Raw genomic sequence first — 26887 nt, 5'->3', positions numbered from 1 at the left:
ATGGCCCCGGCCCCTCGCGGCTCGTAGACAGGGAGACCAGCTGTTCCCCGCACGTGGGGATGGTCCCTGGACCGCCACGGCCTGCGTGTCCACCCCCCCACCCTGCTTCCCTCGCACAACCTCACTCTCGGCCCGACCTTGGCCCTGTTCCCCGCGCGCGCGGGGATGGACCCGGGCCAGGGCTGTGGCAGAAGGTCGCCGCGCTGCTGTTCCCTGCACGCGTGGGGATGGTCCCGAACTGGCGGGCCGCGACTGTCCTTGGATGATCTGCTCCCCGCGCGCGGGGATGAACCCATCCGGGAAGGGCAGCGGGTCAAGGCCGGTGGCTGTTTCCCGTGCTCGCGAGGGTGGTCTCGCTGCGACGAGCCCGGACGCCAGCGCTGTCGGCTGCTCCCTGCCTGTCTGGGGACGGTCCCTACCGCCGGTCCTGACGTCGAGGAGTCCCGCCCTGCTCTCCGTACGCCCGGGGATGGGCCTGAGCACACCGCGCCCGCGACCCGGGCGCCCAACTGCTCCCGGTGTGTGCGGGGATAGACCAAACTGTCAAGGCGGCCTTTATTCCCTTTAAGGCTGCTTTCCGTGCGGTGCGGGATGATCCCATGTCTGCCACATTCATCGGGGGCGTCGTGGACTGTTCCCCATGCGTGTGGGGGTGGTGCCCTTCTTGTCCTGGTGCTGTTTCGCGCGGTGACCGTGCGGGAGGCGCGGAGGGGGGAGTCGCCGGGGGTGGGGGATGTGGGCCGTCTCGGGCCGTGCGTCCGCCGCTTCGTTACCGGGGTGGCGTTCCTGTATGGCGGGGTGTGACGCTGGTGTTCTTGAGGCAGGGGTCCGTTTGCAGGGGGGCATGGTGGAGGGGCAGGAGACAGGTTTTTCTGTGGGGCGGGATGTGCTGGGCGATGACCCGGTGGTCAGGGACTGTCTCGTGGAGGGCGTGGGTTTTCGTGTGACTGAACTCGTCTGTCATGAGGATCGGAGGTCCTTTCGGCCGACCATCGTGAGGGGCGTTCCGGATACCCCTGTTCTGCTGGTGCTTTTTGTTCGGTCGGGCGGGTTTCTTTTGAGAGCCGGTGGGCGTGAGGAGTTCATCGATCCGGCCATGGGTTTTGTGATCTGCCAGGGGGACGAGGCGGCTGTTTCGCATCCGGTCCGCACTTGTGACGTCAGTACTCTGCTGGAGATCGGTCAAGGTGTCCATGACAGTGTTTCGGCCCCGCGAGCGCCGCAGGGCATGCCGGTTGCTGCCGGGCTCGATCTTGCGCACCGGAGTCTGGTGGCCGCCTGTCGTGCAGGGGTTGACCCGTCTGAAGCGTTGGAACGTGTATGCGATCTGTTGGCCAGGCTGTCCGGCGGACCGTTTCCTGATGCGTCCGGGCGGCGCGCGTCCACTGTCCTGGCCCATCGCAGGATTGTTCATCAAATCCGTGCGGCTTTGATCGAAGGGCCACTGACTATGGGGCTGGAAGAGTTGAGCCGTCAGGTGGGTTGCTCGCCGTTCCATGTGAGCAGGATCTTCCGGTGGGTCACCGGGCAGACGCTTACTGGTTACCGCAATCTACTGAGAGTGCGTGCTGTGGCTGAGGAGATCGCGGAAGGACAGCCTTTACGTGTCCTGGCGGCGAAGTACGGCTTTGCTGACCAGGCGCATATGACGAGAGTGTTCCGCCGGCATGCCGGAGCAGTCCCCAGCTCCGTGCGGGACTTGCTGCAGCCGGCCGGGGCAGTGCACAGGAACTGAGCAAGAATCTTCTACGCTCCCGCCTGTCATCTCCCCGAAGCTCGTCACAGGACGTGCTCAGGACAGCTGAGCGCGCAGGCCGGTGCCGGAAGGCACCACCTCCACCTGTGGGGAGAGGAGAAACGGATCATGTCGCAAGCAGAGCCGTGTGGCGCGAAGGACCGGTCGTGGGGCGCCAGGCTGAAGCTCGGACTGGCCGGGGCACCGGTGGCTACAGCGCTCGTACTTGCGGGAGCCGCGCCCGCTTCGGCCCAGCAGCCCGATCAGCAGGGTCACCCTTCGGCCGCTGCTGCCCGCACATCGCCCCTTCAGAGCGTTGCTTTCGGGTCTTCCGGTACGAGAGTTGCACCAAACGGCCGGTGTGGGGCGTATCTGGACGGGTGGTACCGGGTCTATACGCACTGCACCAACGATGGCAGTTCCGTCCAGGTACTGGCCCGCTACGTCTTCCACAAAAACCGGATCTGGTGCATAGGAGCCAACCAGACCTGGCGGATCTCCGTTGAGAGCAGTTATTCCTTCGAGTGGAACGGTCAGACCTGCAGCAACCCGGGTACTTGGTGGTACGAGTCCCCGTGATCGTCGCAGACGCAGGAAATCGCCCAAGCCCCGGTGACATCACCACTGCGGTAGCCGAGGGCCCGGGACCCAGGGGTGCCGCCTGCCTACCCGCCAGAGACTCCGCCGTCACCAAAGCGATCGGGGACCTGCTCCCGCTCAGCAGGGACGGCCCCGAGCTGCCCCGCCGTTCCGGCAGACGCTTCCCGTTCCCCGCGCGTGCGGGGACGGACCCGGCACCCGGCGGTGCCGAGCAGCCCGCTTCCCGCGCATGCGGGGATGGACCCGGGTCCTCCACCACGGTCATCGTTGCGAACGGCTGCTCCTCGTGCTCGCGGGGATGACCCCGTCACGGATGCGAACCGGCTGCCGATCAGTGCCTACTTCCCGCGTGTGCGGGGATGGTCCCGCCGCCTACCCGGGCATGCGCGAGATCCTCGACTGCTCCCCGCTTACGCGGGGATGAACCCCAGCACGAAATCGGGGAAAACCGCGTCGATGCCTGCTCCCCGCGCACGCGGGGATGGACCCGTGACCTGTCTCGGGGAAGGGCAGCAGCTTCACTGCTCCCCGCGCATGCGGGGATGGTCCCGATCGAACGCAACATCCTCGAACCGCTGCAAGCTGCTCCCCGCGCGTGCGGGGTGACCCCGGGCACGGCATCCTCTTCCTCGACCCGCGCGGCTGTTCCCCGCGCCCGCCTCGCTGTTCCCCGCGTACGCGGGGATGGGCTCGCTGCCTCAACAGCGCTGAGTTCAGTGCCGTACTGCTCCTTGCGGACGCGGGGATGGCCCCACGTCCCCGGCATGACGAACAGCGGTGCCCCTGCTCCCCGCGCCCCTAGAATCCGCCTCACCCCGGGGGCCCCGGCAGATCTGCTTCCCGGGCGTGCGGGGATGGTCTCTGTGCCGGAGTCTCGCCCTCGAACTGGTGGGTGGGGCGGGTGTTGAAGGTGTTTGTTTGTGCTATTCGGGGTGGGGCCAGCGTAGTACCGCAGGGTTCGGCATGGCGGATTCTTCCCCGCCGGCCATGGCTCTGGGGCAGAGTGAGGGGCGTGCGACCGGGCGGGACGTGCTCGATGGGGAGGGACGCCATGGCTTTACGGTTCGTCGGTAAAGATCCCGAGTCCGGAGATCACAGATCACCCGCTGTGTGGGTGGACGAGGAGACGAGGGATCTGGTCGTGCAGGGGTGGACGGCGGACGGGGAGACCGTGAGTGCGAGCTCGCGGGATGTTCCGGTCCCTGGCCACGAGTCGGTGATCAGGGTTCCGAAGCGGATGATCCCGCTTCTTCGGGAGGCGCTCCGTGTCGCAGAGTCTGGCTGACTTCTCCGGCCTCATAAGGTCGGTCCGGGAGTCGGCCGTGCATCTGGAGATGCGGGACGGTTACGGCGTCGACAACGAGATCGAGGGCTTCGCCGCGTGGAAGGCGGGTCACCGGCTGGACCCGGACGACCGGGCGTCCTGGTGGCGGCCCTGGCTCGGCCTCGTGCAGGAGGTGACGGCGAAGGGAGTGCTGATCCGGCGGGCCCGGATCGTGTCCGAGCCGGTCAGCGATTACATTGCCTTCGAGCACTCGGGCACGTTCACCAATGTCACGGCCGGGGAGCAGATTCGTTGGCTGCCGCGTCGCGCCGCGTCCGGCCTGCTCTTGCCAGGTAACGACTTCTGGCTGTTCGACGGTCGGCTCGTCCAGTTCAACATCTTCGACGGCATCGGCCGGTGGGTGCACACGGACCAGACGGAAGATCCTGTCGTCGCCGCAGGGTGTGCGGCAGCGTTTGAAGCCGTGTGGGAGCGCGCGATCCCCCACGAGAAGTACGTCGTCTGATCCCTGGACGGCCAGCTCATGCCTACCTCACCGCTCTCCAGCGCCCAAGCCGCACGCAAGGCCGTCGCCACCCGCCTGCAAGGGCTGATGAAGGACGCCGGGCTCTCAGGGCATGAGCTGGCCATCCGGTGCGGCTGGCACCGAGCCAAGTCGTCCCGCATCGCACGCGGAATCACGCCCCCCTCTGACGCCGATATCCGTGCGTGGTGCATAGCCTGCGGCGCCGAAGACCAGGCGGCGGACATCATCGCCGCTTCGCGGAACGCCGAGTCCATGTATGTCGAGTGGAAACAGATCCACAAAGACGGCATGCGACGGGTTCACGAGAAGACCGTGCCGCTCTACCAACGGACCCGCGCCTTTCGCGTCTACGCCTCGAACGTGATGCCGGGCATGCTCCAGACCGCCGGATACGCCACGGGGCTTCTCAAGACGATCACGGCCTTCCAAGGGACTCCGGACGACGTGGCCGACGCGGTGAAGGCGAGACTCGACCGGTCGCGGGTCGTCCGGGAGGGGGATCACCGGTTCGCCCTGCTCCTCGAAGAGACAGTTCTCTACTACCGGGTGTGCGATGACGAGGCCATGGGCGAGCAGCTTGAGCATCTGCTGACTGTCATGAAGCGGCCGAACGTCTCGCTTGGCATCATCCCCAGACGAGCGTCTCGGACAGTGTGGCCTCTTGAAGCCTTCTACGCGTTCGATGACCAGCAGGTGGCCGTCGAGACGCTCACCGCCGAGATCAACCTGACCGCCCCTGGGGAGATCCGCACGTACCTGCGCGCCTTCACTGAGCTGTCCCAGTCGGCTGTACGAGGGGAGCCAGCTCGCGACCTCATTCGTGAGGCTCTCGCCGCCCTGGGGTGATTCCGTGCAACGGGGTGCAACAAGGTGGAGCCGCGCACAGTCCCGTCTCTAGCGTCGTCCGCACACCAGCTACGCGGAGGCGGCGACATGGCAACGGCGAAGGAGAAGGCCCCGGAGCGCGACCCTGACGCATGGGAGTACGTGACGTATGCCCCGGCGGGGCACCGCTGTTCCGTCTGTAAGCGCGCGGTGAAGCCGACGGAGCCCGTCCGTCGTGGCATGGTCGAGCGCTCTTCGGGCCCGCCTGTGACCGTCTACCGTCACGCCAACGAGTGTCCCGGGCGGTGACGGCGTGATGGAGATGCGGACGTGGAGAGACGGCCGTACACGGGCCTCTGACGCCACCGAAGCGATGCGGGCGGCCTTGTCCGCCCTCGGTCTTCCCAAGTCCGTGTGGAGCGGCATGCGCCCGACGGTGACGCACACCGGCCGTCCTTACGTGCATCTCGGGATGCTCCCGGCTGACGCTGTCGAGCGGATCGCGGAGGCGCTGGGGACGCCCTCGGCTCCCTGAGTGTGCACAGGTTCCTGTCACTGGCGTCTCCCCGGCGGAGTGACAGGTAAGCCCCCGACCGGACAAGGCTTGGACAGGGACAGGACGTGTCCCGTCTGGGCTGACGTGCTCAGGTTCTCTCCCCCGGTCCGCCCCTTGGCTGGGGTGCCGCCCTGGGCGGTGAGGGCATCGGTTCCGGACCCAGGGAAGCCGGAGCACCCACCTCCAGAACCTGCGCCCGACACGGGCGGAATCTGCATCCCGGTCTGCGCCGTGTTCGGCTCCGGCTGCGACGACGTCCGGGAGTGCGACCCGGTCGACCTCGTTTACCCGCACGTTTCCGCCGATGCCGACAGCCTGGCCGCCGCTGCTATCGCCGAGGCCGGGCAGCTGTGGCTATTTCCACCAGCCGCGGCTGCTGAGCTTCATGGAGAGGAGCAGGTCACGCACTCTGCTTCCCGTGCGCGCGGGGACGGTCCCTACCCGTCACCCCGCACTGAATACGGTGAGACCTGTTTCCCGTGCGTGCGGGATGGACCCAGCTCAAGGCCCTGCCCAACGCGGGCGAACGGCTGTTCCCCGCACGCGTGGGGATGGATCCAATGTCCGGGTGGAAGGCGGGAAGCTGAAGCCTGCTCCCCGCGGACGCGGGATGGTCCCAACTGGGATCCTCGGAACGGGCGGGCCGATTTGTTGCTCCCCGGCGTGCGCGGGGGATGGTCCCTGTCTGGAGCCGTTCACTGATGAGGCGCTGTTCTGCTCCCTGCACGCGCGGCCGAAGTCGGTCGGCGAGCGGCTGTGTCTGGGATGCTGGGCTGGCTGTGCTGCTGTCTGTCGGTTCTTCATGACAGGCCAGAGGGTGGGAATATTCTGTATGTCCGAGTCGGTGAAAGTACTCAAAAACGGCTTCGTCCGGCTGTAAAGATGCAGGTCACGGAGTCTGCTCCCCGCGCACGCGGGGATGAACCCTCATACAGCAACAGCAGTGGACCACCTACGTCCTGCTCCCCGCGCACGCGGGGATGAACCCCACGGGGCTATCCAGGGCGCCACTCGTTCGGGGCTGCTCCTCGCACGCGCGGGGATGAACCCGGTCCGGATCTGCTTCGTGAGACCGCCGGCCGGCTGCTCCGCGCGCATGCGGGGATGGTCCCACCTGCGGCACGTGCGGCACCGGACAGCTCATCTGCTCCCCGCGCATGCGGGGATGGCCCGGACGTCTCCAAGCGGATTCTGCCGGAGGACCGCTGTTCCCCGCGCTCGCGGGGATGGACCGGGGCGAGCGAGACCAGTAGGACGCAAGGCAGGCTGCTTCTCACGCGCGGGGGGGGGGATGGCTCTCTGGGTATCGGTCGACGAGTCCGAGGCATCGTCTGCTGCTCGCGTGTTCGGGGATGGTCCCGTCAACGGCACCACGCAGATTGCCGAGGCTCTCTGCTCCCCGCGTACGCGGGAATGGACCCTGGGCTGAGGCACCGAACCTGATCGCAGCGCCCTGCTTCCCGCACGCGCGGGGATGGTCCCCTCTACACTGGCATGGACCCGATCCTGTCCTGCTACTCCCTGCGCACGCGGGGACACGTTGGATGGCCTCGAACTGGTGGGTGGGGTGGGTGTTGCAGGCGTCGGTTGTTGTTTCGCAGGCATCGGTCGGCATGTGGTTGTGTCTGGGATGCTGGGCTGGCTGTGCTGCTGATCGGCGGCTTTCCGTGACAGGCCGAGGGTGGGAATGCTCTGTATGTCTGAGTCGGTAGGAGTGTTCAAAAACGGCTTCGGCTGGTTGTAAAGGTGCAGGTCACGGAGTCTGCTCCCCGCGCACGCGGGGATGAACCCGTGCGCGTGGACAACATCGACAACATCATGTGCTGCTTCCCGCGCACGCGGGGGGGGGACCGGGAGTGGCGGGCCCAGCTTCCCTGGTCGGCGCTGTTCCCCGCACGCACGGGGATGGTCCCGACTGAGCTGGCGCGTGCCTGCTCACGGGTGACTGTTCCCTGCGCTCGCGGGGATGGCCCCTGCGAAGTGCTGTCTTCGATCTGTCCACTTCGTTGCTCCCCGCGCGTGCGGGGATGAACCCGTGGTCTCGAAAACCAACCTGGTCACCCCGGCCCGGCTGCTCCTCGGGCACGTGGGCATGACCCCCTTCCACGCCTGTTCGGTCTGGAAGATGTCCGCTGTTCCCCGTGCGTGCGGGGATGGCCCCACGCGGCGATCAGCGCGCCAGCCGACGTGACTGCTGCTCTCGCGCACGCTGGGATGATCCCGGCGGCTCGTTCATCTTCGAAGGGACCCTCGCCTGCTTCCCGCGCGTGCGGGGATGAACCTGATCGCGAGCGCAAGGGGGTTGGGGGTGCGCTCTGTTCCCCGCGCGGGGATGGTCCCTCGCGCTGGAGACTGAGAAGCGTCAGCTCCTGCTGCTTCCCGCATACGCGGGGATGGCTCCGCCGTGCCGGAGGTTCAGGAAGCCCTTAAAGCCTGATCCCCGCGTGCGGGGGTGGCCCCTGGATGGCAACCGAGGCGCCGGCTGGGATGACCTGCTTCCCGCGTGCGTGGGGATGGTCCCCGGAAGTACGAGTCCAAGCGGGTCAAGGCGCTCTGTTCCCCGCGTGGGGATGGTCCCGTGCCGTTCCGGCTGTTCCATCTGATGCTGACCTGCTGCCCGCGCGTGCGGGGATGGTCCCCTGGCTCCGGAGGGCACGACCGTCGCCCAGCCTGCTCCCTGCGTGTGCGGGATGGACCCGACAACGCGTCTGCCGACTACCAGGGCTGGCTCTGCTTCCCGCGTACTCGGGGATGGCCCCTACAACCTCGGCCACCGCGATGACGACGGTGACTGCTCCCCGCGCCTGCGGGGTTGGTCCCACGGCCATCGACGCGGGTGCTGGCCCGGTGTACTGCTCCCTGCACGTATGGGGATGGTCCCCCTTGGCAGACGAGGACGCTCTCTTCGGCCTTCTGTTCCCCGCGCACGCGGGGGTGGACCCGACCGCCAGGACACCCCAGGCCTGAATGTCAGATTCTCCGTATACGCGGGGATGGCCCCCACGGGCCCTCCACCTGGCCCCATCGCCGCACCTGTTCCCTGCACACGCGGGTATAGGTTGAAGGCGACCTGCTCCATGCTCTGTTCCCCGCGCACGTGGGGATGCCCCCGCCTGGATACGGTCAGCTTCACCGGTCGGTATCTGCTCCCTGCGTACGCGGGGATGGTCTCGGTGGAAGCATCGACCCGGCTGAGATCGCCAGTTGTTCTCCGCCCGCGAGGGATGGCCCCTTGCAGGGCGAGACTGGCGATGGCAGTGACGGCTGCCCCTGCGTGTGCGGGGACGGCCATGCGTGGAGGCTTCGGGGCACACGGGGGCATCCTTCTCCCCGCGCGTGCGGGGATGAACCCTTCGACCCCGCGAAGGGCCGGCGGGACATTGTCTGCTCCCCGCGCTCGCGGGGATGACCCCGGCGCCGCCGAAGGTCTCGCCGCGCAGCAGGCCTGTTCCCCGCGCGTGCGGGGATGCTCCTGGTGACCGTCTCCGACTGATGCGGTCACCGACTGCTCCCCGTAGGCGTGAGGATGGCCCCGGTTCCTGTGCTGTTGCCTGTCAGTTCTTCGTGACAAGCAGGGGTGGGAATGTTCTGTATGTCTGAGTCGGTGGAAGTGTTCAGAAACGGCCTCGTCTGGTTGTAAAGGTGCAGGTCACGGAGTCTGCTCCCCGTGCACGCGGGGATGGCCCCCGGCACCTCAAGTCCACGACCACGACCTGCTCCCCGCGCGCGCGGGGATGCCTCCCAGATCCGCCCGTACTTGATCAGGTCGATCGTGTGTTCCCCGTGTGTGCGGGGATGGACCCCCAAGTCATGATCACCGGCATCCCGGGCTCCTGCTCCCCGCGTGTGCGGGGATGGTCTCCCGGGCCGGACGTGAGATGGCGGCCGACGGCTGTGCACGCGCGGGGATGGTCCCATCAGCGTGCCGGGGGACTCGGGAGACTGTCCCTGTTCCCCGCGTACGCGGGGGTGGGCACCGCTTCATTGATCACTGAAGCGTTGTCGTTGATGGCGTGGGGTGGGTCGTGCTGGACCGTAGGGTCGTAGTCATGGGAGCAGACATCACGGTCCTGATAGTGGACTGGGTCGAACTGGAGAACATCCCCGCCCTTGAGCGTGAGGGTGTGCTCCTTGAGGCCGTGGACCCGGATGTTGATGACGGGGCGGTCGAGGAGGGCTGGGTCTGGCTGCCGCCTGCCCCTGAGGGGATTCCGGTGTGGTGCGCCCGGTACGAGTTCGCGGGCACCTCCCGGCCGGCCTTCGCGGTGCGCTGGACACGTTCCTCGCCGGGCTGGTGTGGGACCTGCCCGGCAGTGAGGGCGAACCGCGGGACGAAGGGGACGCCGAGCCGTGGTACGGCGCGGTGTGGGTTTACTGCCCGCCGCAGGACGTGCCGGTCCTGGCACGGGCGTGGGCCGAAGCCGGGCCTCGGCTCGAGGCGTTGCGCGAACCGTTCGGCCTCCACGCGGCTGCCCCGGGGAGGTGGGTCGGCAGGTTCGAGGAGTTCGCCGCGCTTCTTCAGGGCTGGGCGGAGGTCGTCGACGAAGCCCGCTGTCGCGGATGGGGGCTGATCGGGCTGCCGTTCTGAGCGGCTCCAGCCGTCGATGGCGGGCCTTCACCGGCTCCCGTGGTCCTGCTCAGGGGTACAGCGCGGGAACTCCCATTTCTTCGCCGGCTTCGGGGGAAGTCCGGACCTCTGAGACATGGCACGGGCCCACTATCCCGCGGGGTGTGGTGGTCAGCGCGCGCCGGGGGGATGTCCGGGGTATCGGGGAACCAGATTGTGCCGACGCGTACTGGCTTGAAGTTTTCCAGTGGCTCGGCGCTGTTGGCGTCCATCCGGAGGACCGGCTCAGCGGCGGGTGCGAAGGACCGTCACGACCTCGTCACCCCGGGCCTCGTGCAGCGAGCCGCCCGGGCCCTCCGTCCCCGTGCCCGCGGGGATGGCCCCGGTCCTTGGCAGTATCCCGATCAGGGACGGCCCTGTTCCCAGCGTGTGTGGGGATGGTCCTGGCCTTGGTTCCGTCTGGATGGTGGTCGTGAGGCAGTGTTCGCCGCGGTTCTGCCGGGGTCTGCGTCGATGCCTCAAAGGGTGGATGGGGACGGGGCGGTCGGATTCGAACCGACGTCCTCCGGGATGACATCGCGGCGCATTACCTCTGTGCTACGACCCCGTCCTTGCCGGTGATTGTAGTCTGTGAGTACTTCTCGCCGGACAGTGTCAGGCGGTGGGCTGTGCCCTCGGCGTTCGTCTTGGGTATGCGGGCTCTGGGGAGAAGGGTATGGCTCTTGTTCTCGCCCGCGTGGTTGGCCGCGTTATGCCGGGTTCGGTGGAAGTCTTGAGAATCGCCGGTGGAGCCGGTAGAAGTGCAGGTTACGCAGTCTGCTCCCCGCGCTCGCGGGGATGACCCCGACAACCAGGTCAAGGTCGCCATCCGCATCCTCTGTTCCCCGCACGTGCGGGATGGTCCCAGGGGCTTGGACTCCTGCAGCAGGGACGGGAGCTGCTTCCCGCGCGCGGGGATGGCCCCACCTCTGAAGACCGTGCGCCAGAGGTCACCGGCTGCTCCCTGCGCTCGCGGGGATGGCCCCAGCTCCCGGACGGTCGTCTACTCAACGAACCTGGTCGAGTCGATCAACGCACGACTGCGGAAAGCCGCCCGCAACCGCGGGCACTTCCCCTCCGAGCAGGCGGCGTTGAAGGTGCTCTACCTCGCCGTCCGCGAGCAGATCACCCCCGAAGCGCGCGACGTCAACCACGTCGCGGCACACTGGAAGAAAGCACTGAATCAGTTCTCACTCTTCTTCGAGGACCGGCTCAACGCCAAGTGAATCCCGAGGGCTTACACGAAGATCCGTACACGCCCTGAAGTGAATCTGAAGAGTTAGACGTCTGTCGTTTTATATTGCTTTTGCCGATGGGGGCTGCCCATGTTGTGCTTGCCGGATGCGCTGGGTGAACATGCGGGTGACAGAGTTCAGGACCTTGGGATCGGCTGCGGTGGTTGGGCCAACTGTGTTGATGACCACGTAGGCGAAAACGGAGTCCAGGCGGAGAGTGATCGAGGTGCTGCAATGCCGCCCGGCAGTGGTATCGATGCAGTCGGAGGCCGTGAATGCGGCATCGACGTCCGGGAACTGGGCGCGCCCCGCTTGGGCGCTTGCCATCTTGGACTTGCTCTCCGTGTACCTGCCGATGGCCTGAGCTCGGTTCCGGTAAGTCTGGAGACCGAATCCAACAGTGCCTTCGAGGTCGGTCGCAGCGTAGCCCAGGCGGCCGGCGGCTAGGCTGCCGCCGTCTTCGGGGTTGGCGCCATCGAGTCTGAGCGTGCCGGATTTCTTCCAGCCGGGAGGTACGTCGTCCGAGTCCGGTAACACCGCTCGTACTTGCTCCTTACCCAAGGCTCTAACGGCTTGCGACGAAGGCGTGTCGCCCTGGACGGAGCTGTGCTTTTCAGCGCTGGCTCCGGTCCCGCACCCAAACAGGGGTGAAATCGCACCAATCAAACATAGTGCGTGGACCGTCCTTCGAGCCCGCAACACGTTCCCCCTCTACGGCAAGCGACCAACATCGACGATCATATGGGTCTCCGAGTGATGCTCACACCCCGCAGTCGCAGGATCACCGCCGCTTGTCACGACAACGACTTCCGAGGCCGCACCGCACGTACTGAGTAGGCCGTCCTGTCGGCAGTATGAGCTCTGGGTGCTGCTCGCGACGGCCTGAGGGGTTGCTCTACGCTGGTGCGTTCACTGCTTCCCGCGCACGCGGGGATGGCCCTACACCGAAGCGTGTTGAGGGAGGCCGGTTGATCTTCCCTGCAGGCGCGGGGATGGACCCGGGTCACGGTGCCCCGGCTGCCGTAGTCGGAACTGTTCCTCGAGCACGCGGGGATAGGACCCACCACGCTCCAGCTCACCGGGGAGAACACCGAGCTGTTTCCCGTGTGTGCGGGGATGGCCCACCCGTCCAGAGGGCTGCGATCAGGAGGCGCGCTGCTCCCTGCACGCGTGGGTATGGCCCCCTCACCGTGCTCTCCGCCACCGGTCTCACCTCCTGCTTCCCGCGTACGCGGGGATGGACCCGGCGCTTTCCACCTCGACAGCGCCTGGCACCGCTGCTCCCTGCGTGTGTGGGGGTGGTCCCGGTCGTGGTGCTGTGCCCGTGCCGCCGGCGCTTTGCTTTCCGCGCGGGGGGTGGGCTTTTCAAGGCTTTCTGGCCTGGCTTCGCGGTGAATGGCTCTTCGTGTGTGTGGGGATGGCTCGTGGTGTCGTGGGTGGTGTTTTGCCTGATGGGGCTGGGGGTGTTGCTGCGCCGTGTGTTCTGTCTGCTGTTTTTGGTTTTGCGGGTGTCTGGTGGGGTCAGTAGGGGTGGAGGGTGCTGGTGTTGAGGGTGAAGGAGAAGGGTGGGGGGAGGTGGACGGGTTCTCCGAATTCCGCGTCTTCTCTCATGCGGTAGCGGTTGTTGGTGGGTTCGCTGAAGAGGGTGACGGTTTTCTGCCGTGCGTCGATGACGAGGTAGAGAGGGATGCCCATCTGCGGATAGTCGCGGAGTTTTCCGACCCAGTCGTTTTCCGGGTTGGAGGGTGAGACGATTTCCACGGCGATCAGGGCGAGTTCTGCCGGGACGCTGCTCTCCGTGGTGGTCATCGCGTCTTCGGGCAGGTAGGTGAGGTCCGGGTTGCGTACCTTCGCGGTCTGCGGTGAGACCAGGTCGGTGTTCCCGGTGTCGATGTAGCCGGCCGGGACGTGTTCGTCGAACTGCTTCCGGATTTTGCTCAGGTTGAGCTGGTGGATGGCGGAGGGGGAGGCCTGCATGATGATGATGTCGCCGGACAGTTCCGTCTTGAACCCGTCGGGGAGGGCGCGGCGCGCTTCCTCCAGCAGCTTGAAGTGCTCGGGGTTCATGACGGGTATTCCTCCTCGGAGGGAATCGGGTCTCGGTGGTGAAGTCTAGGGGGCGGGAGCGGCTGGGGGCGGGAATCCCCCGCTTCCTGAGGCCGGGTCCTCCGTATTCCGTCTCCTGACCGCCCGGGCCGGCTGCTCCCATGCGTGAGCGGTCTGGTATGAAGCAGCCTTTATTTCTGTTATGACGGGCTTGAGGGAAGTGCTTGAGAATCGCTGGGGGAGCCGGTAAGGGCTCAGGCCACGGAGTCTGTTCCCCGCGCTCGCGGGGATGAACCCAACCTCGGGACGAAAGGCGCGTCCGTTCTGGACTGCTCCTCGCGCAGGCGGGGATGGACCCTCGGCTTCCGGCCTGGAGTGCCGGGACGCTGCCTGCTCCCCGTGCACGCGGGGAATGGGTCCCCGTCCCCACGGCAGCCCCGTCGCGGACTGCTGCCGGCCGGCTCCCCGCACCCGCCGGGGATGAACCCGTCCTGCGTTACCCCAAGCTGCCGACGGTGCTCTGTTCCCCGCGTGCGGGGATGGTCTCTTCATGTGGCGGGTGCGCCGGAACAGCACGTCTTGTTCCCCGTGTGTGCGGGGGATGGGCGCGGCAGCGGAGGCTGGAACGCCGTGCTGCTGTCAGCTGTTTTGTGTGTGCGAGGATGGTTCTTCCCTGGCTGTATGACCGCCTTCGAGGAACCCCTGATCTCCCCGCACGTGCGGGAATGGACCCGACCCCGCGCTCACCGCGAACATCCTGTCCTTTTGCTCCCCGCGCGTGCGGGGGTGGTCCCTCGCGGTCCGTCTTCTCCTGGGCCTGCTCAAACTGCTCCCCGTGTGGGGATGCTCCCCGCACGCGCGGGGATGGTCCCCCTCCAGACGTCGACTTGGACTTCGACGACCGCTGCTCCCCGCGCGTTCGGGGATGGTCCTGCGTCCGGCAGCTGCGGCACGCCGACGACATCCTGCTCCCTGCGTGCGCGGGGATGGTCCCCTACTGGTCACCGCCTGCGGTGAGTCCCAGCGCTGTTCCTCGTGTGTGTGGGGATGGCCCTGACCGACGCCTCGTCGAGCACCTCTTCCCGGCCTGTTCCCCGTGTGCGCGGGGATGGACCTGTGAGAAGGAACGGCGCGGTCACCGCGGCCATCTGCTCCCTGTGCGTGTGGGGATGGACCTGCCCTGCTGCGCCGAGAGAAGGGAAACACAGCCTGTTCTCCGCGTGTGTGGGGGATGAACCCAAGCACTACGACGGCGCGGCCACGGTCTACGCCTGCTCCCCGCGCATGCGGGGACACGCTGGATGGCCTCGAACTGGTGGGCGGGGTGGGTGTCGCAGGTGTTGGTTGGTCTCTCCCAGGGATGAGTCGGCGTGTGGCTGTGTCTGGGATGCTGGGCTGGCTGTGCTGTTGTCTGCCGGTTTTCCATGGCAAGCCGGGGTGGGTATGTTCTGTATGTCCGAGTTGGTGAAAGTGCTCAGAAACAGCTTCGGCTGGTTGTAAAGGTGCAGGTCACGGAGTCTGCTCCCCGCGCACGCGGGGATGACCCCCCTCCCTCGCCGATGAGCACGTGGACGTCTGCCTGCTCCCCGCGCACGCGGGGATGACCCCATCGCCTCGCGCTGCTTGTCCTGCTCGCGCTCCTGCTCCCCGCGCACGCGGGGATGGACCCCTCGCGGCGGAGGCGGGCATCGACTCGCGCACCTGCTCCCCGCGCACGCGGGGATGGACCCAACTGGGATCCCCGCGACGGCACCGTGGACTTCTGCTCCCCGCGCGTGCGGGGATGGACCCCGGCACAGCGGCGCTGACGTGCAGTTCTGTGGACTGCTCCCCGCGCACGCGGGGATGGCCCCGGGCACGGCATCCTCTTCCTGGACCGGCATGGCTGCTCTCCGATGCGCGGGGATGACTCCAAGCCCTGGGAACCCGGACGAGGATCCGCCAGCTGTTCCCCGCGTATGCAGCATGCCCCCCTCGTCTTCAACTCGGATTCACGCCCGCTGCTTGTTCTCCGCGCGTGCGGGGACGGATCCACCCGACTTTGCTTCTCTCGACGGCATTCTGAAGGGTTGCTTCTTCCCGCACGCGCGGGGACGGGCCGAAATCAGCCGGCATGTGGCTGTGTCTGGATGCTGGGCTTGCTGTGCTGCCGCCCTTCAGCTTTCCGTGACAAGTGGGGGGTGGGTATGTTCTGTATGTCTGAGTCGGTGAAAGTGCTCAGAAACGGCTTCGGCTGGCTGTGAAGGTGCAGGTCACGGAGTCTGCTCCCCGCGCTCGCGGGGATGGTCCCTGGATGCCTCTTCTCGTCTCGACCCCAGCTCACTGCTCCCCGTACGTGCGGGGATAGCCCCAGGTGGTGGTACCACCCGCCCATCCGGCGCTGGCCCCGCGAGTCACACCGGCCGCTCAGGCTGCTGCGCCGCGCGGCCGGCCTGGCCGTGTTCGGTCTGTCCGCGCTCGACCGTGCCCCGCGAGACTGTCGCCGTCCGGCGTGGCTGCGCCAGGATGGTGCTCATGGCCAGTGAACCTCTGCAGATCCCGCTTGTTCAGCTTCGGAATGTCTTCGACGCAGTAATCCGGCATATGGAAGCGTCAGCCGGCCACACCGTGGCGCTCCGCAACGAGTACTTCTGGTCTGTCCCCGGTGATGGGCTCTACGACGTTCTCAACGAGCCGAAAGTGCTCACGATCGGGCAGCTCTCGGAGTCGTGGCAGCACCTTGAGGATCTGCTCGTGCATCAGGACGGGGCCCTGGGCTACCACCTGGTGTGGCTTGCCGACATCATCCGGGCGATCGGCCAGGACGCCACCGGCTGAAGAACTGCCCGGTGAGCCGATCACCGGACCCACCGGGTCCCCCACCCGACAGTTGAGGATCGACTGCGACCGTGTCCTCGCGCAGCTGGGGGAGTGGGGTTACGCTGGCTGCGGCGAGAGAGCGGTGGCTGACCGCCCCTCGCACGCGCGGGAATGGCCCCCGGCCAGTGGTCGTCCTGCCGTTGAAGTCCTCGTGTTCCTCGCGCCCGGGGGATGGCTCCCCGGAGCTCGCGCACGGTGTCGTCGGCCCGTTCTGCTTCCCTGCGCACGCCGGGATGAACCTATGGACCTCTACGCGAAGATTCCAGCAAAGGACTGCTTCCCGCGTATGCGGGGATGACGCTCCGGAGGGCATCGGAGTGCGTCAGCTCGATGACTGTTCCCCGCGCGTGCGGGGATGGACCCAAGCTCACCCGCACCGGGGCCCTCAAGGCTGACCTGTTCCCCGCACGCGTGGGGATGGGCCCGACAACGCGATCATCTACTTCGCCTACGCCCTCTGTTCCCTGCCTATGCGGGGATGGCCCCAACCCACTCGTCAAGTCTCTCGTTCTCCGTGTCTGTTCCCCGCGTATGCGGGGATGGCCCCCGTCGCAGGGTCGGCGACGACATGGCGTGCGTGCTGTTTCCTGCGCACGCGGGGATGGTCCCGCCTACTTCCCCCCAGGCGTTCATACTCCTCCCTGCTCCCCGCGTGTGCGGGGATGGACCCGACACGATCTCTACGGTGCTCATGAGGCTCCCCTGCTCCCCCGCACGGCGGGGATGGTCCGCAGGTGCACGAGGCTCGCGCCAAGGGGAAGACCTGTTCCTCGCGCCCGCGGGGATGGTCCCATGCCCGACACCGGGCCCCGCGCCGTCGAGGCCTGCTCCCCGTGCACGGAGGGATGGCCCCGACCCCTCGCGGCTCGTAGACAAGGAGACCAACTGTTCCCCGCACGTGGGGATGGTCCTGCACCCTGCACTGGGTGGACTTGGAGATCGGCCTGCTCTCCGCACACGCGGGGATGACCCCAGCCCCGTCCACGGTCAGAGCCCATGAGTGCTCTGCTCCCCGGCACGCGGGGATGAGCCCGGCGTGGTTCCCCTTCAGGCAGCCGCGGCGCTGCTGCTTCCCGCGCGTGTGGGGATGGCCCCGCCACGTCAGCGGGTATGGGGCAGGGGAACACCTGCTCCTCGTACGCGCGGGGATGGCCCCGCCGCCGGCCTGTGGACCCAGCTGCAGAACGACCGCTCCTCGCCCGTGCGGGGATGAACCCATCGAGGGCGGGCGCGTCACGCGCATCACCTCCTGCTCCCCGCGCTCGCGGGGATGAACCCCAGGGGCCGGGGCGGTCGAGCTGTGCCCCGCGTACGCGGGGATGAACCCGGGAAATCGGTGGCCACGGACACGTTGACCAGCTGCTGCCCGCGCACGCGGGGATGATCCGTACTACAAGGGCGGGCATCAGCGGCTGGCTTTCTGCTTCCCGCGCTTGCGGGGCTCCCTGCGCAATGCCGTGTCGCAGCTCCAGCCGGCACCGTCCCCGCGCGTGTGGGGACGGTGCCTATCGGGGCGCGGGGCTTGCCGACGGTACTCGTATCCTCGTGTGTGCGGGTATGGTCCCGAGCACGCCTCCCCGGGGGACAGGAGCGCCTCTGCTCCCCGCGCGTGCGGGGATGGACCCGGCTTAACCGGGGAGGCCGGGGAACCCGGGTTGCTCCTCGCGTGTGCGGGGATGGACCCGCCAGGCAGGCCACCTGCAGGGACGTGGCCTGCTGCTCCCCGCGTACGCGGGGATGGACCCGTGAGAGGCGGTGGCTTCGGGAGCCAATAGCCCTGCTTCCCGCGCATGCGGGGATGGCCCCGAGCCCGGCCTCTACTCCCTGATCCTGCGGAGCTGCTTCCCGTGCGTGCGGGGATGGGTTGAGGTCAGCCGGCCGGCGGCTGTGTCTGGGATGCTGGGCTGGCTGTGCTGCTATCCATCGGTTTCCACGACAAGCAGGGGAGGAATATTCTGTATGTCTGAGTCGGTGGAAGTGCTCAAAAACGGCTTCGCCCGGTTGTAAAGGTGCAGGTCACGGAGTCTGCTCCCCGCGCACGCGGGGATGGACCCTTGAGCTCCGCGCCGCTACCCGCACCGTCAACCTGCTCCCCGCGCACGCGGGGATGAACCCCGCACCAGATCCGGCAGCGGCGCATCGTTGCTCTGTTCCCCGTATGCGCGGGGATGGTCCCAACCGATACGTCATTCTCTCCGGTGATCGAGGCTGTTCTCTGCGCACGCGGGGATGGACCCGCGACCGTCAGCCGCCAGGCCCCCGCCGTGTCCTGCTCCCTGCGCACGCGGGGATGGACCCACCTGGGACGGGGAGCGGATCCCCAGGGCCTTCTGCTCCCCGCGCACGCGGGGATGAACCCACCAGCCGGTACACGGCCCAGGTCCCCGGCGTCCCGCTCCTGGGGAAGGCTGGGGTGGGCATCTGCTCCCCGCACGCGCAGGGATGGCCTGGTCACGCGGCCAGAGCGAAGTCGGTCTGCGTCTGTTCTCCGTGTGGGCGGGGATGGTCCCTCGCGCTCCGCCCGCCCCTTGAGCCACGAGTGCTGCTCCCCGCGGACGCGGGGATGGACCCCGCATGCTCGACGCACCAACCGTCACGCTCTACTGTTCCCCGTGCACGCGGGGATGGTCCCACCGCTGTCATGCGGCTGGTCTGCGCGCGGGTTGTTTCCCGTGCGCGCGGGGATGGCCCCTGGACGGGACAGCCCACCACGAACACCGTCTTCTGCTTCCCGCGCGTGCGGGGATGAACCCCACTGGTCCTGGTTCCGCGACGCGGTGCTCGCCTGCTCCCCGTGCATGCGGGGATGACCCTGCGTTGACCTCCGCGTCTGTCAGACCGCCCTCCTGCTCCCTGTGTACGCGGTGATGGACCCGGCGCCAGCCATCGTGGGGCGAGCGGCTGAAGCCGCTCCCTGGGCGTGTGGGGATGACCCCTCCTTCTCGGCCATCATCAGGGCCGCGACCGGCTGCTCTCCGCGCACGCGGGGATGCCCTTCACCCCGCTCGGTGATCCCAACCACCTGAGCTGTTCTTCGTGTATGTGGGGATGACTCCTGTGTCTTCGAGATCATGCACCGCAGCAAGACCTGCTCCCTGCGTATGCGGGGATGGTCCCGCGAGGAGTAAGGACGCCTTGCCGTCCGTGCGACTGCTCCCCGCATGGCCACGGCCGGCCACATGGCAGGTGATCGAGCACCTGCTGCTCTCCGCGCGTGTGGGGATGGACCCGGCAGTGCCACTTGCAAGGCGTGCTGCTGTCGCTGCTCCCCGCACGTCCGGGGATGGTCCCTCGGCCCACTGGAAATCGGCCTGCGCGAGGTGCTGCTCCCCGCGCACGTGGGATGGTCCCCCCCGCGGGGCGTTCTCGATCGCGGCCCGGGTGCTGCTCCCCGCACGCGCGGGGATGGTCCCGGCGGGAACGCCGATGCCCTCGGCCCCAGCGGCTGTTCCCCACGTGTGCGGGGATGATCCCTCCAAGTGGGCGCACGACTGTTCCCCGCGTACGTGGGGATGGTCCCAGCTCGATACGGCGTTGCGGGGCGATGGCGTACTGCTTCCCGCACGCGCGGGGATGGGCCCGGCAAGTAGTTGGGTGCAGGCGTGAGCCCTGTTCCCCGTGCTCGCGGGGATGGTCCCAAGATCTACGGAAGCCCGCACGGGCCACTCGGCTGCTCCCCGCACGCGCCAAGCTGTTCCCCGCGAGCGGTACACGCACCACGCCGTGGTCGGCTGCTCCTCGCGTACGCGGGGATGGCCCCTTCGGGCTGGCGAAGCTCATGAGGCGGGGAACCTTCTCTCCGCGCGTGCGGGGATGTCCCCTGGCCCCCGATGGTGTTCTGTGGCTGGGCTTACCGGGGTCTGGTCAGTGCAGTTTTGAGCGGTGGGTCCGGGGGCCTGCTCGCCGTGTGGTGCGGGCGCGTGCTCGCTCGGGCAGGGGGGACAGTTCCCGGTTCGTCCAGGGTTCGGCGCGTGACCACGCGGCCTTGCTCATCATGGCGCGTACCGGTTCGGGCAGTTCTTCGCATTGCTCGCGGCACCTTTCCGCGCTGCAGTGCAGGGGTGAGGCTTTCGTGCCCGGGTCCGGGTATTCCATGGATTTCGGCGGCAGGTAGACGCACCCGCAGCTCAGGCAGGTGAACACGGGGCGCATCTGACCGCCCTGGTCCGCAGCAGTCTCCTTTTTCTGGTTCATCGTGCCTTTCCTGATCCTCCGCAGTGGGTGCAGGAAGAGAGGAAACGGTGTGTCACGGCGACCTGGCTGCCGTTCTCGCCGAGCTCGACCGAGTGCTGCTCCTTTTCGGTCAGGCCGTCACCTTTGCAGGCGTCGCACTGTTTTTCCTGCTCCCGGGCCATCCTCAGCCTCCTCCTCACTGACCGAGGTTAGTGCCAGTGCCGCTGCCGCGGACAGGTGGCGAGACATGGCGTTCCGCGCTACCACCAGCCCCCGAACTTCTGTTCCGGTTATCTGGGCGCCTCCTTGCTCCCTTGTCCCGTCTTGCGCAGTGACGGGCCCTCACGGCCGGGCCGGGGATCCCGGCCGGGGGCCTTTCTCTGGCGGGCACCGCGACTCTGCGCTGCGCCGGGCGCGGGGACGCGGCGCGCCCGCACCCTGCGTGCTGCGCCGCGCTGGATCGTATGCGGCCCGTTGTGTGGGGGAAGCCCTCGGACGCGTATGCCGGCGGGCCTGCCGGCCAGGGCGTTCCCCGTGGCGCGGGGGCGGTCCTCTCGGCGTCCCGGCCGCTTCCTGACGGGCACCGGCCGGCGGGCGGCCGGGTCTGCGATGCTGGTTGCGCCATGCCACCGCCAGTCAGCTCTTCAGAGAACAAGCAGAGACGGAATGTTCTGTATGCCGGAGTCGGTGGAAGTGCTCGGAAACGGCTTCGCCCGGTTGTAAAGGTGCAGGTCGCGGAGTCTGCTCCCCGCGCACGCGGGGATGGTCCCGGGAGTTCGTGGCTTCGTGGTCGGCGCCGGAGCTGCTCCCCGCGCACGCGGGGATGGTCCCTGCTTCTTCGTCATCGGCGGTCGCAACCGCCTCTGCTCCCCGTGCACGCGGGGATGGTCCCGAGGACGGACGGGGTGACCAGCAGCTGCATCGCTGCTCCCCGCGCACGCGGGGATGGTCCCATGCACGACGCTGGCAAGGACAAGTTCGAGAACTGCTCCCCGCGCACGCGGGGATGGTCCTGATGCCGCCCAGGTACGACGGCACGATCAGCTCTGCTCCCCGCGCACGCGGGGATGGTCCCGAGCCCTGGCGGGTCGGCCCCCGGCTGGTGATCTGCTCCCCGCGCACGCGGGGATGGTCCCATTCAGGCGGTCGGGGCGGTGACCGGCTACTCCCTGCTCCCCGCGCACGCGGGGATGGTCCCCTGGCCGGGCCGACTCTGGCCGGTCTGGGCAGCTGCTCCCTGCACGCGCGGGGATGGTCCCGGATTGGAAGCGAGCTCATCGAGGCGCAGTTGCTGCTCCCCGCGCACGCGGGGATGCCCCCAAGCCCCTGACAATGCCGCACGTCCTGAGCTGCTTCCCGCGCGGGGGATGGACCCCAGGCGGTCTTCGCCATCATGCGCCTGTCTTCCTGCTCCCCGTCCGCGTGGGGATGGTCCCTTGTACGCGGGGACGGGCCTGTAGTTAGGGCCCCATTGGACGTAGCCCTTGCCTCTTCCCGCGCACGCGGGGATGGACCTGGCGGGGAAGCGGAAGACGAATCCCGCGGGGTCTGTTCCCTGCTCGTGCGGGTATGGTCCCGCTCTCGGCACTGTCCCCATACGGCTCGTCGGCAAGTGGTCTCTGGAGGAGATCCGTGGCCGGGCGTGCCGGGGTGTGCGTGTGGTGTTGTTTTATGTGTGGTGCTGGTGGGGTGGGGGTGCGGTCGAGGTGCTGCTCTTCCGGTACCGGGAGGTGACGTGTTGCTCGGGTCAGGGGTGGTGCGGCGGCTGCCTGGTGATGGTCACGGGCTGGTGAGCATGCGTGGTTCCCTGCGATGCCGGTCCGTGGAGAGAACCGGTGCCTGTCCTGGATGGGTGCCCGGTGGTGGCGGTACGGTACTGGGCCACGGGAGACGTCGCCCCATGGGGAGGACCCGGTGAGATCGCCACTGCCATCAGCTGAGAGCCCGGGGCCGAAGGTGCCGCCTTCCTACCCGCCGAAGACTCCGCCGCCACCGAAGCGTCCCATCAGCCCCGACCCGCCGGACCCGCAGACCGCGGTGGAGACCTGGACGCCACCGGCCGGCAGTCGTGGCCGTCCGATGATGGCCAACCGGCGCGGCGTCAACTGGCCCATGACGGTGTATCCCTGGACGGCGAGGACCGCCTGCCGCCGTGTCCTTGCGCAGCTGAGGGAGTGGGGCCACACAGGATTCGACGAGAGAGCGGTGGCCGAGCTCGTCACCGATCTCACCGGCCAGGCTGTCTCGGACGGCACGGGCCGGATCAGCCTGCACATGGCCCCCAAGGACGACCAGATCCTCATCGTGCTCCTCAGCCACCATCAGGGCCTCGCCCCGGCCGATGAGGGGACACTGCGCACCATCGCCGCACGCAAGGACGTCGGCAGCTGCGGCACGGACACCGACCCCGATGGCAGAAGCCTGTGGGCAGTCTTCAGCCTCATCCCACCCCGTCAACCCCTGGTGGCCACGCCACAAAGTAGTGAAATCGCCGGTCCTCCGTGCACGTGCGGGTGATCCCGTTGCCCAGAGTTATGACATGCGGTCGAAGGTCTGCTCTCCGCGCACGCGGGGATGGACCCGGGCGGGCGCCACAGATGCGGCACGCTGGGTCCTGCTCCCCGCGCGTGCGGGGATGGACCCGTGGACGTGTATGTCTTGCGCCACTTGCCGGCCTGTTTCCCGCGCACGCGGGGATGTCCCCCGGCTGCGAAGGCCGTTCAGGGCCAGAAGCGGCTGTTCCCCGCGCGTGCGGGGATGGCCCCGGGAAGTCGGTGGCCACGGACACGTTGACTAGCTGCTCCCCGCACACGCAGGGATGCTCCCGGTACCCGGAAAGGCCGTGTGTGCGGGCGGGACTGCTCCCCGCGCGTGCGGGGATGGACCCATGACGCACAGGACGATGACGATTCCGAGCAGCTGCTTCCCGCGCACGCGGGGATGGGCCCGCGGCGACGCGAGCACCGGCTCCTTTTCTTGTCTGCTTCCCGCGCATGCGGGGATGGACCAAGATGCGTCAAAGTCCCTGATTCGCAAGGTAGCTGCTTCCTGTGCACGCGGGGATGGCCCCAGCGAGGCGGAGCGGGATTCGTGGACCAGACGGCTGCTCCCCATGCGTGCGGGGATGGACCCGTCCCGTTCTATTACGACGGCACCACGGACATCTGCTCCCCGCGCACGTGGGGATGAACCCCCGGACGGCGTCCCGGACCTGGACGCCGCGATCTGCTCCCCGCGCATGCGGGGATGGACCCCCGCCGACCAGGATCAGAACAGGGCGGTGTGGGCTGCTTCCCGCGTACGCGGGGATGAACCCCGCACGAGATCCGGCAGCGACGCATCGGTGCCCTGCTCCCTGCGCATGCAGGGATGGACCCGAGACCAAGAAACCGGCCTGGCCGCTGCTGAACTGCTCCCCGCGCATGCGGGGATGGACCCCACCGAGGCCAGTGCTGTGCCTGGTGGAACCACTGCTCTGCGCGTGCGGGGATGTTCCCCCGGGGGCCGTCGGCCCGCGATCCGAACGTCGGCTGCTCCCCGCATACGCGGGGATGAACCCAGCTATCTGGAGTGGGCCGAGGCTGAGAACTTCTGCTTCCTGCATGCGGGGATGGTCCCGCGGTCGGCGGCGGCTTGATCGGCCCGCTCATCTGCTCCCTGTGCGTGCAGGGATGACCCCGCGACGAAGAAGGACTCGCGCTACCTGGCGATCTGCTCCCCGTGTACGAGGGGATGCCCCCGGGCCTCAAGGACACCGCCGTGGATTTCACAACTGTTCCCCGCGCACGCGGGGATGGTCCTCACCGCCCGGAGGTCGGCACCGGCGGCTTTGCCTGCTCCCCGGCGCGTGCGGGGATGCTCCCGCCTCCACGCTGACTTCAACTATGAGGGTCGCTGTTCCCTACGTGTGCGGGGACGGACCCAACATCCCACCGGCGATGCGCATATGCTCGCCTGTTCCCTGCACGCGTGGGGAGGACCCGCGAGGGGTTCGTCGGGGCTGGCCGATGGCGGCTGTTCCCCGTGCGTGCGGGGATGTACCCGCGCTGGACATGACGAACGGGCCGGACGCTGTCTGTTCCCCGCACGCGTGGGGATGGTCCCGGGCTCGATGACCACGAGGACGCCGCTTGATGCTGCTCCCGGCGGCGCGTACGGGGATGGCCCGGACGGTCTTGCTAATCTCGCGGTCCCACTGGACTGCTCTCCGCGTGTGCGGGGATGAACCCGAGGAGAAGATCAGCCCCTGAACTTCAGAAGAGCTGCTCCCCGCGCGGGGATGACCCCGACGGCCGGTGGGGCGATACCGTCCGTCCGAGACTGCTTCCCCCGGGCCGGACACCTCCTCCACGAGGCGGGCAAGCTGCTCCCCGCGCTCGCGTGGATGACCCCCGAGGCTGGCGAGGAACGCAGCCGCAGCCCCTGCTCCCTGCACGTGTGGGGATGACCCCTGACCGCTGGCGGTCTGGCTGCTCCCGGCGCCTGCGGGGATGGACCCCATCGACCGGAATATGCTGGCGTGGAAACCCGCTGTTCCCCGCGCCCGTGGGGATGGACCTGACATGGACGTACAGTCCGATGCAGCTCACCTCCTGCTCCCCGCGCGTGCGGGGGTGGTCCCGGCGGGAGCGGAGGCCCGGACGTGTCGGTGGTCTGCATCCCCGCGTGCGCGGGGATGCACCCGAGTGCTGTCTGAAGGACCCCGGGCAATCCGCACTGCTCCCCGCACGTGCGGGGATGGTCCCTGATGCTGTCACCGGAAGGTACGGCCTGGCCTCTGCTCCCCGTACGCGGGGATGGTGCCTCATGACCGCGCTGCGCCCGTCGGCCAAGGCCCCGCTTCCCGTGCTCGCGCGGATGCCCCCCGCACACTGGTGCGACTGCTTGTCCCTGGTCTGCTTCCCGCACGCGTGGGGGTGATCCTTTCTGACGGTCGGCTGTCGCCGCGAAGAGGAGCTGTTCCCTGCGTGTGCGGGGATGGACACTAACTCGCTAGCCGGCTGGCTAGCGAGTTAGTGGTTATTGGGTGTGTTCCGGTTGTGCGGGTCGTCGGCGACGGGGCTGGACATCTCCGGGGTTCTGGCGTGTCGGGCTGTGGGAAGGTGCTCGCACGGCTGGGCCTCAGCACCGCGGGGAGCACGGGGCGTCGGTGGGTTGTGGGAAGGCGGTGTCTTTCGTGGGACTGTCACCGGGGCTTGTACGTGGTCGGTGCCGGTCGGCTGAGGATGCGGTTATGACGGCCAGATGACTGCGCCGTCATGTACCGCCAGTGGTTCGGGTTGGTGCTCTTCATGGGACCGGGTCCATCCGAGGGTGATGCTGCCGTCGGGGTTTTGGTGAGGGTCGCCGGCTTTGTCCGCGAGCCAGGTGAGGAGTTCGCCGGTGCGCTCGAAGTCGTCGGGGTGGATTTCCTGTCTGCTGGTCAGGGCCCAGGCATCGGGCCGGGTGTCCTGTTTGCGCAGCAGGACCGAGACGAGTGCCCCGCCTGACTTGGTCGCTTCGCCGTGGTGGCCCAGAAGGGGCTCGGGACGGTTCTCGATGATGAGTTCCTCGTGATCGCCCTCCGTCACGAACGGGAAATCGGTCACGATGCGGAGGGCCGTCGGCTGGGGGCCCAGCCCGAGGTGCCACCGGAGCTCGGCGAGTTCCGCCTCGGACAATTCGTCGCGCAGGTCCAGTGTGAGTATGAGTTAGAAGATGTCAGCCATAGCCGGACACGCTAGTACTCACGTCTGACAAGTCCGCGCTCGTCGGCAGGGCGTTATGCCGGAGGGAGGCTCGGCAACGGGCGGCCGGAGCGTGATACAGGGTGGGCAGGGGCTGGTGTCGTAGCCGGGCTCCGGATCAAGTCCGGGAGCCCCCCTTTGCGTGATGTCGCTGGCGGGTGGCGCCGTGCTGGTCCGGCAGCCTCCGGCGGTTCCCTCCTGCCGCGCCGGTGCCGCTCCTGTCCCGCCGGTTGTGACGACGGGCCCCACTGCCCATTTTTTCGGCTGTGGTGGTTGCCTGGTTGTCGGTGTTCGTCACGGTCACCGGTTGGGGAACGGCCTTCCGCCCGGGCGCGGGATGTGTCCGGGCGGTACCCGGGGGTGCTTGGGCGGTTTGTTTCGAAGGCGCTGCTGCGCTCTGGCGTCTTCGTTTTGAAGGTGGTTGTGTGGTCTTGCTTTGGTTTTACTGGGTGGGGTGCGGGGCCGTGGCTGTGAGGTGGAAGGCGGCCGGCGAACCGTGGAGCGGGGCGTCAGCGTGTTTCCTGTTACGGCTGCAGTAGAGAGCACCAAGCCTGCCGTTCCCCTGGCGGTCTGCGGGTGACGTGGGCTTTATGGTCGTTCGTGTGATGGGTACTGACGAGCTCCATGTCACCGGTGACTGGCGCGGTGTCTTCCCTGAGGGCCGGGGTGTTACCGAGGTCAAGGTGAAAGACACCTACACCGCCGGAGCCGGTAC

12 protein-coding genes, 1 tRNA gene, 1 pseudogene and 2 CRISPR repeat arrays are annotated in these 26887 nt (G+C 67.9%); of the genes and pseudogenes, 7 read left to right on the top strand and 7 right to left on the bottom strand.

All coding sequences use genetic code 11. The features are described 5' to 3' along the window. Positions 1-844 precede the first annotated feature (844 nt). From RM609_RS31845 to RM609_RS31830, 4 genes are all read left to right on the top strand, one after another. Complete coding sequence (locus tag RM609_RS31845; RefSeq protein WP_311615701.1) at positions 845-1735, top strand: helix-turn-helix transcriptional regulator; 891 nt, start codon at positions 845-847, stop codon at positions 1733-1735. Between the two features lie 1865 nt (positions 1736-3600). Beyond that, the gene (locus RM609_RS31840; protein ID WP_311615700.1) at positions 3601-4125 is read left to right on the top strand and encodes a DUF6879 family protein; all 525 of its coding nucleotides are present in this window, start codon (positions 3601-3603) and stop codon (positions 4123-4125) included. A gap of 18 nt (positions 4126-4143) precedes the next feature. Then, complete coding sequence (locus RM609_RS31835) at positions 4144-4992, top strand: helix-turn-helix domain-containing protein (protein WP_311615698.1); 849 nt, start codon at positions 4144-4146, stop codon at positions 4990-4992. 4754 nt (positions 4993-9746) lie between these two features. After that, positions 9747-10115 (top strand): hypothetical protein, encoded by a 369-nt coding sequence (locus RM609_RS31830; protein WP_311615696.1) that lies wholly within the window; start codon positions 9747-9749, stop codon positions 10113-10115. 509 nt (positions 10116-10624) lie between these two features. Here RM609_RS31830 and RM609_RS31825 read toward each other — a convergent pair. After that, a tRNA-Asp gene (locus RM609_RS31825) sits at positions 10625-10704 on the bottom strand. A gap of 421 nt (positions 10705-11125) precedes the next feature. Between RM609_RS31825 and RM609_RS31820 the strand changes: the two are divergent. Next, positions 11126-11359 (top strand): annotated as a pseudogene (locus tag RM609_RS31820) (transposase); the annotation flags it as partial. Positions 11360-11428: 69 nt separating this feature from the next. Here the strand turns inward: RM609_RS31820 and RM609_RS31815 are convergent. The 3 genes from RM609_RS31815 to RM609_RS31805 all read right to left on the bottom strand — a co-directional run bounded on the left by RM609_RS31815 (position 11429) and on the right by RM609_RS31805 (position 15930). Next, on the bottom strand, positions 11429-11905 hold the full coding sequence (locus tag RM609_RS31815; RefSeq protein WP_311615693.1) for a hypothetical protein: 477 nt from the start codon (positions 11903-11905) through the stop codon (positions 11429-11431). 984 nt (positions 11906-12889) lie between these two features. Further along, on the bottom strand, positions 12890-13435 hold the full coding sequence (locus RM609_RS31810) for a Uma2 family endonuclease (RefSeq protein ID WP_311615691.1): 546 nt from the start codon (positions 13433-13435) through the stop codon (positions 12890-12892). 1497 nt (positions 13436-14932) lie between these two features. Next, positions 14933-15267: direct repeats of the CRISPR family, unit length 29 nt; unit sequence CTGCTCCCCGCGCACGCGGGGATGACCCC. A 540-nt stretch (positions 15268-15807) separates the two neighbouring features. Next, positions 15808-15930, bottom strand: a complete 123-nt coding sequence (locus tag RM609_RS31805; RefSeq protein WP_311615689.1) for a hypothetical protein — start codon at positions 15928-15930, stop codon at positions 15808-15810. On the opposite strand from RM609_RS31805, the gene RM609_RS31800 reads away from it, so the two are divergent. Continuing rightward, on the top strand, positions 15929-16231 hold the full coding sequence (locus RM609_RS31800) for a hypothetical protein (protein ID WP_311615687.1): 303 nt from the start codon (positions 15929-15931) through the stop codon (positions 16229-16231). The genes RM609_RS31805 and RM609_RS31800 overlap by 2 nt on opposite strands. Positions 16232-20463: 4232 nt before the next feature. Here RM609_RS31800 and RM609_RS31795 read toward each other — a convergent pair. Next, positions 20464-20628, bottom strand: a complete 165-nt coding sequence (locus RM609_RS31795) for a hypothetical protein (protein ID WP_311615685.1) — start codon at positions 20626-20628, stop codon at positions 20464-20466. Positions 20629-21187: 559 nt separating this feature from the next. Beyond that, positions 21188-21765: direct repeats of the CRISPR family, unit length 28 nt; unit sequence CTGCTCCCCGCGCACGCGGGGATGGTCC. A 648-nt stretch (positions 21766-22413) separates the two neighbouring features. Then, positions 22414-22560 carry a hypothetical protein gene (locus tag RM609_RS31790; protein ID WP_311615683.1) on the bottom strand — a complete coding sequence of 49 codons (147 nt, stop codon included), beginning with the start codon at positions 22558-22560 and terminating at the stop codon, positions 22414-22416. Positions 22561-22651: 91 nt separating this feature from the next. Here RM609_RS31790 and RM609_RS31785 point away from each other — a divergent pair, with 91 nt between their 5' ends. Further along, positions 22652-22963 carry a hypothetical protein gene (locus RM609_RS31785; RefSeq protein WP_311615681.1) on the top strand — a complete coding sequence of 104 codons (312 nt, stop codon included), beginning with the start codon at positions 22652-22654 and terminating at the stop codon, positions 22961-22963. Positions 22964-25677: 2714 nt separating this feature from the next. On the opposite strand, the gene RM609_RS31780 is transcribed toward RM609_RS31785, so the two are convergent. After that, positions 25678-26034 carry a hypothetical protein gene (locus tag RM609_RS31780; RefSeq protein ID WP_311615679.1) on the bottom strand — a complete coding sequence of 119 codons (357 nt, stop codon included), beginning with the start codon at positions 26032-26034 and terminating at the stop codon, positions 25678-25680. Between the last annotated feature and the right edge of the window lie 853 nt (positions 26035-26887).

It is taken from the genome of Streptomyces hesseae (assembly GCF_031845785.1).
GTDB lineage: Bacteria > Actinomycetota > Actinomycetes > Streptomycetales > Streptomycetaceae > Streptomyces > Streptomyces hesseae.
The sequence above is the reverse complement of the archived record's forward strand: the minus strand, read 5'-3'. Positions and strand labels throughout refer to the sequence as shown.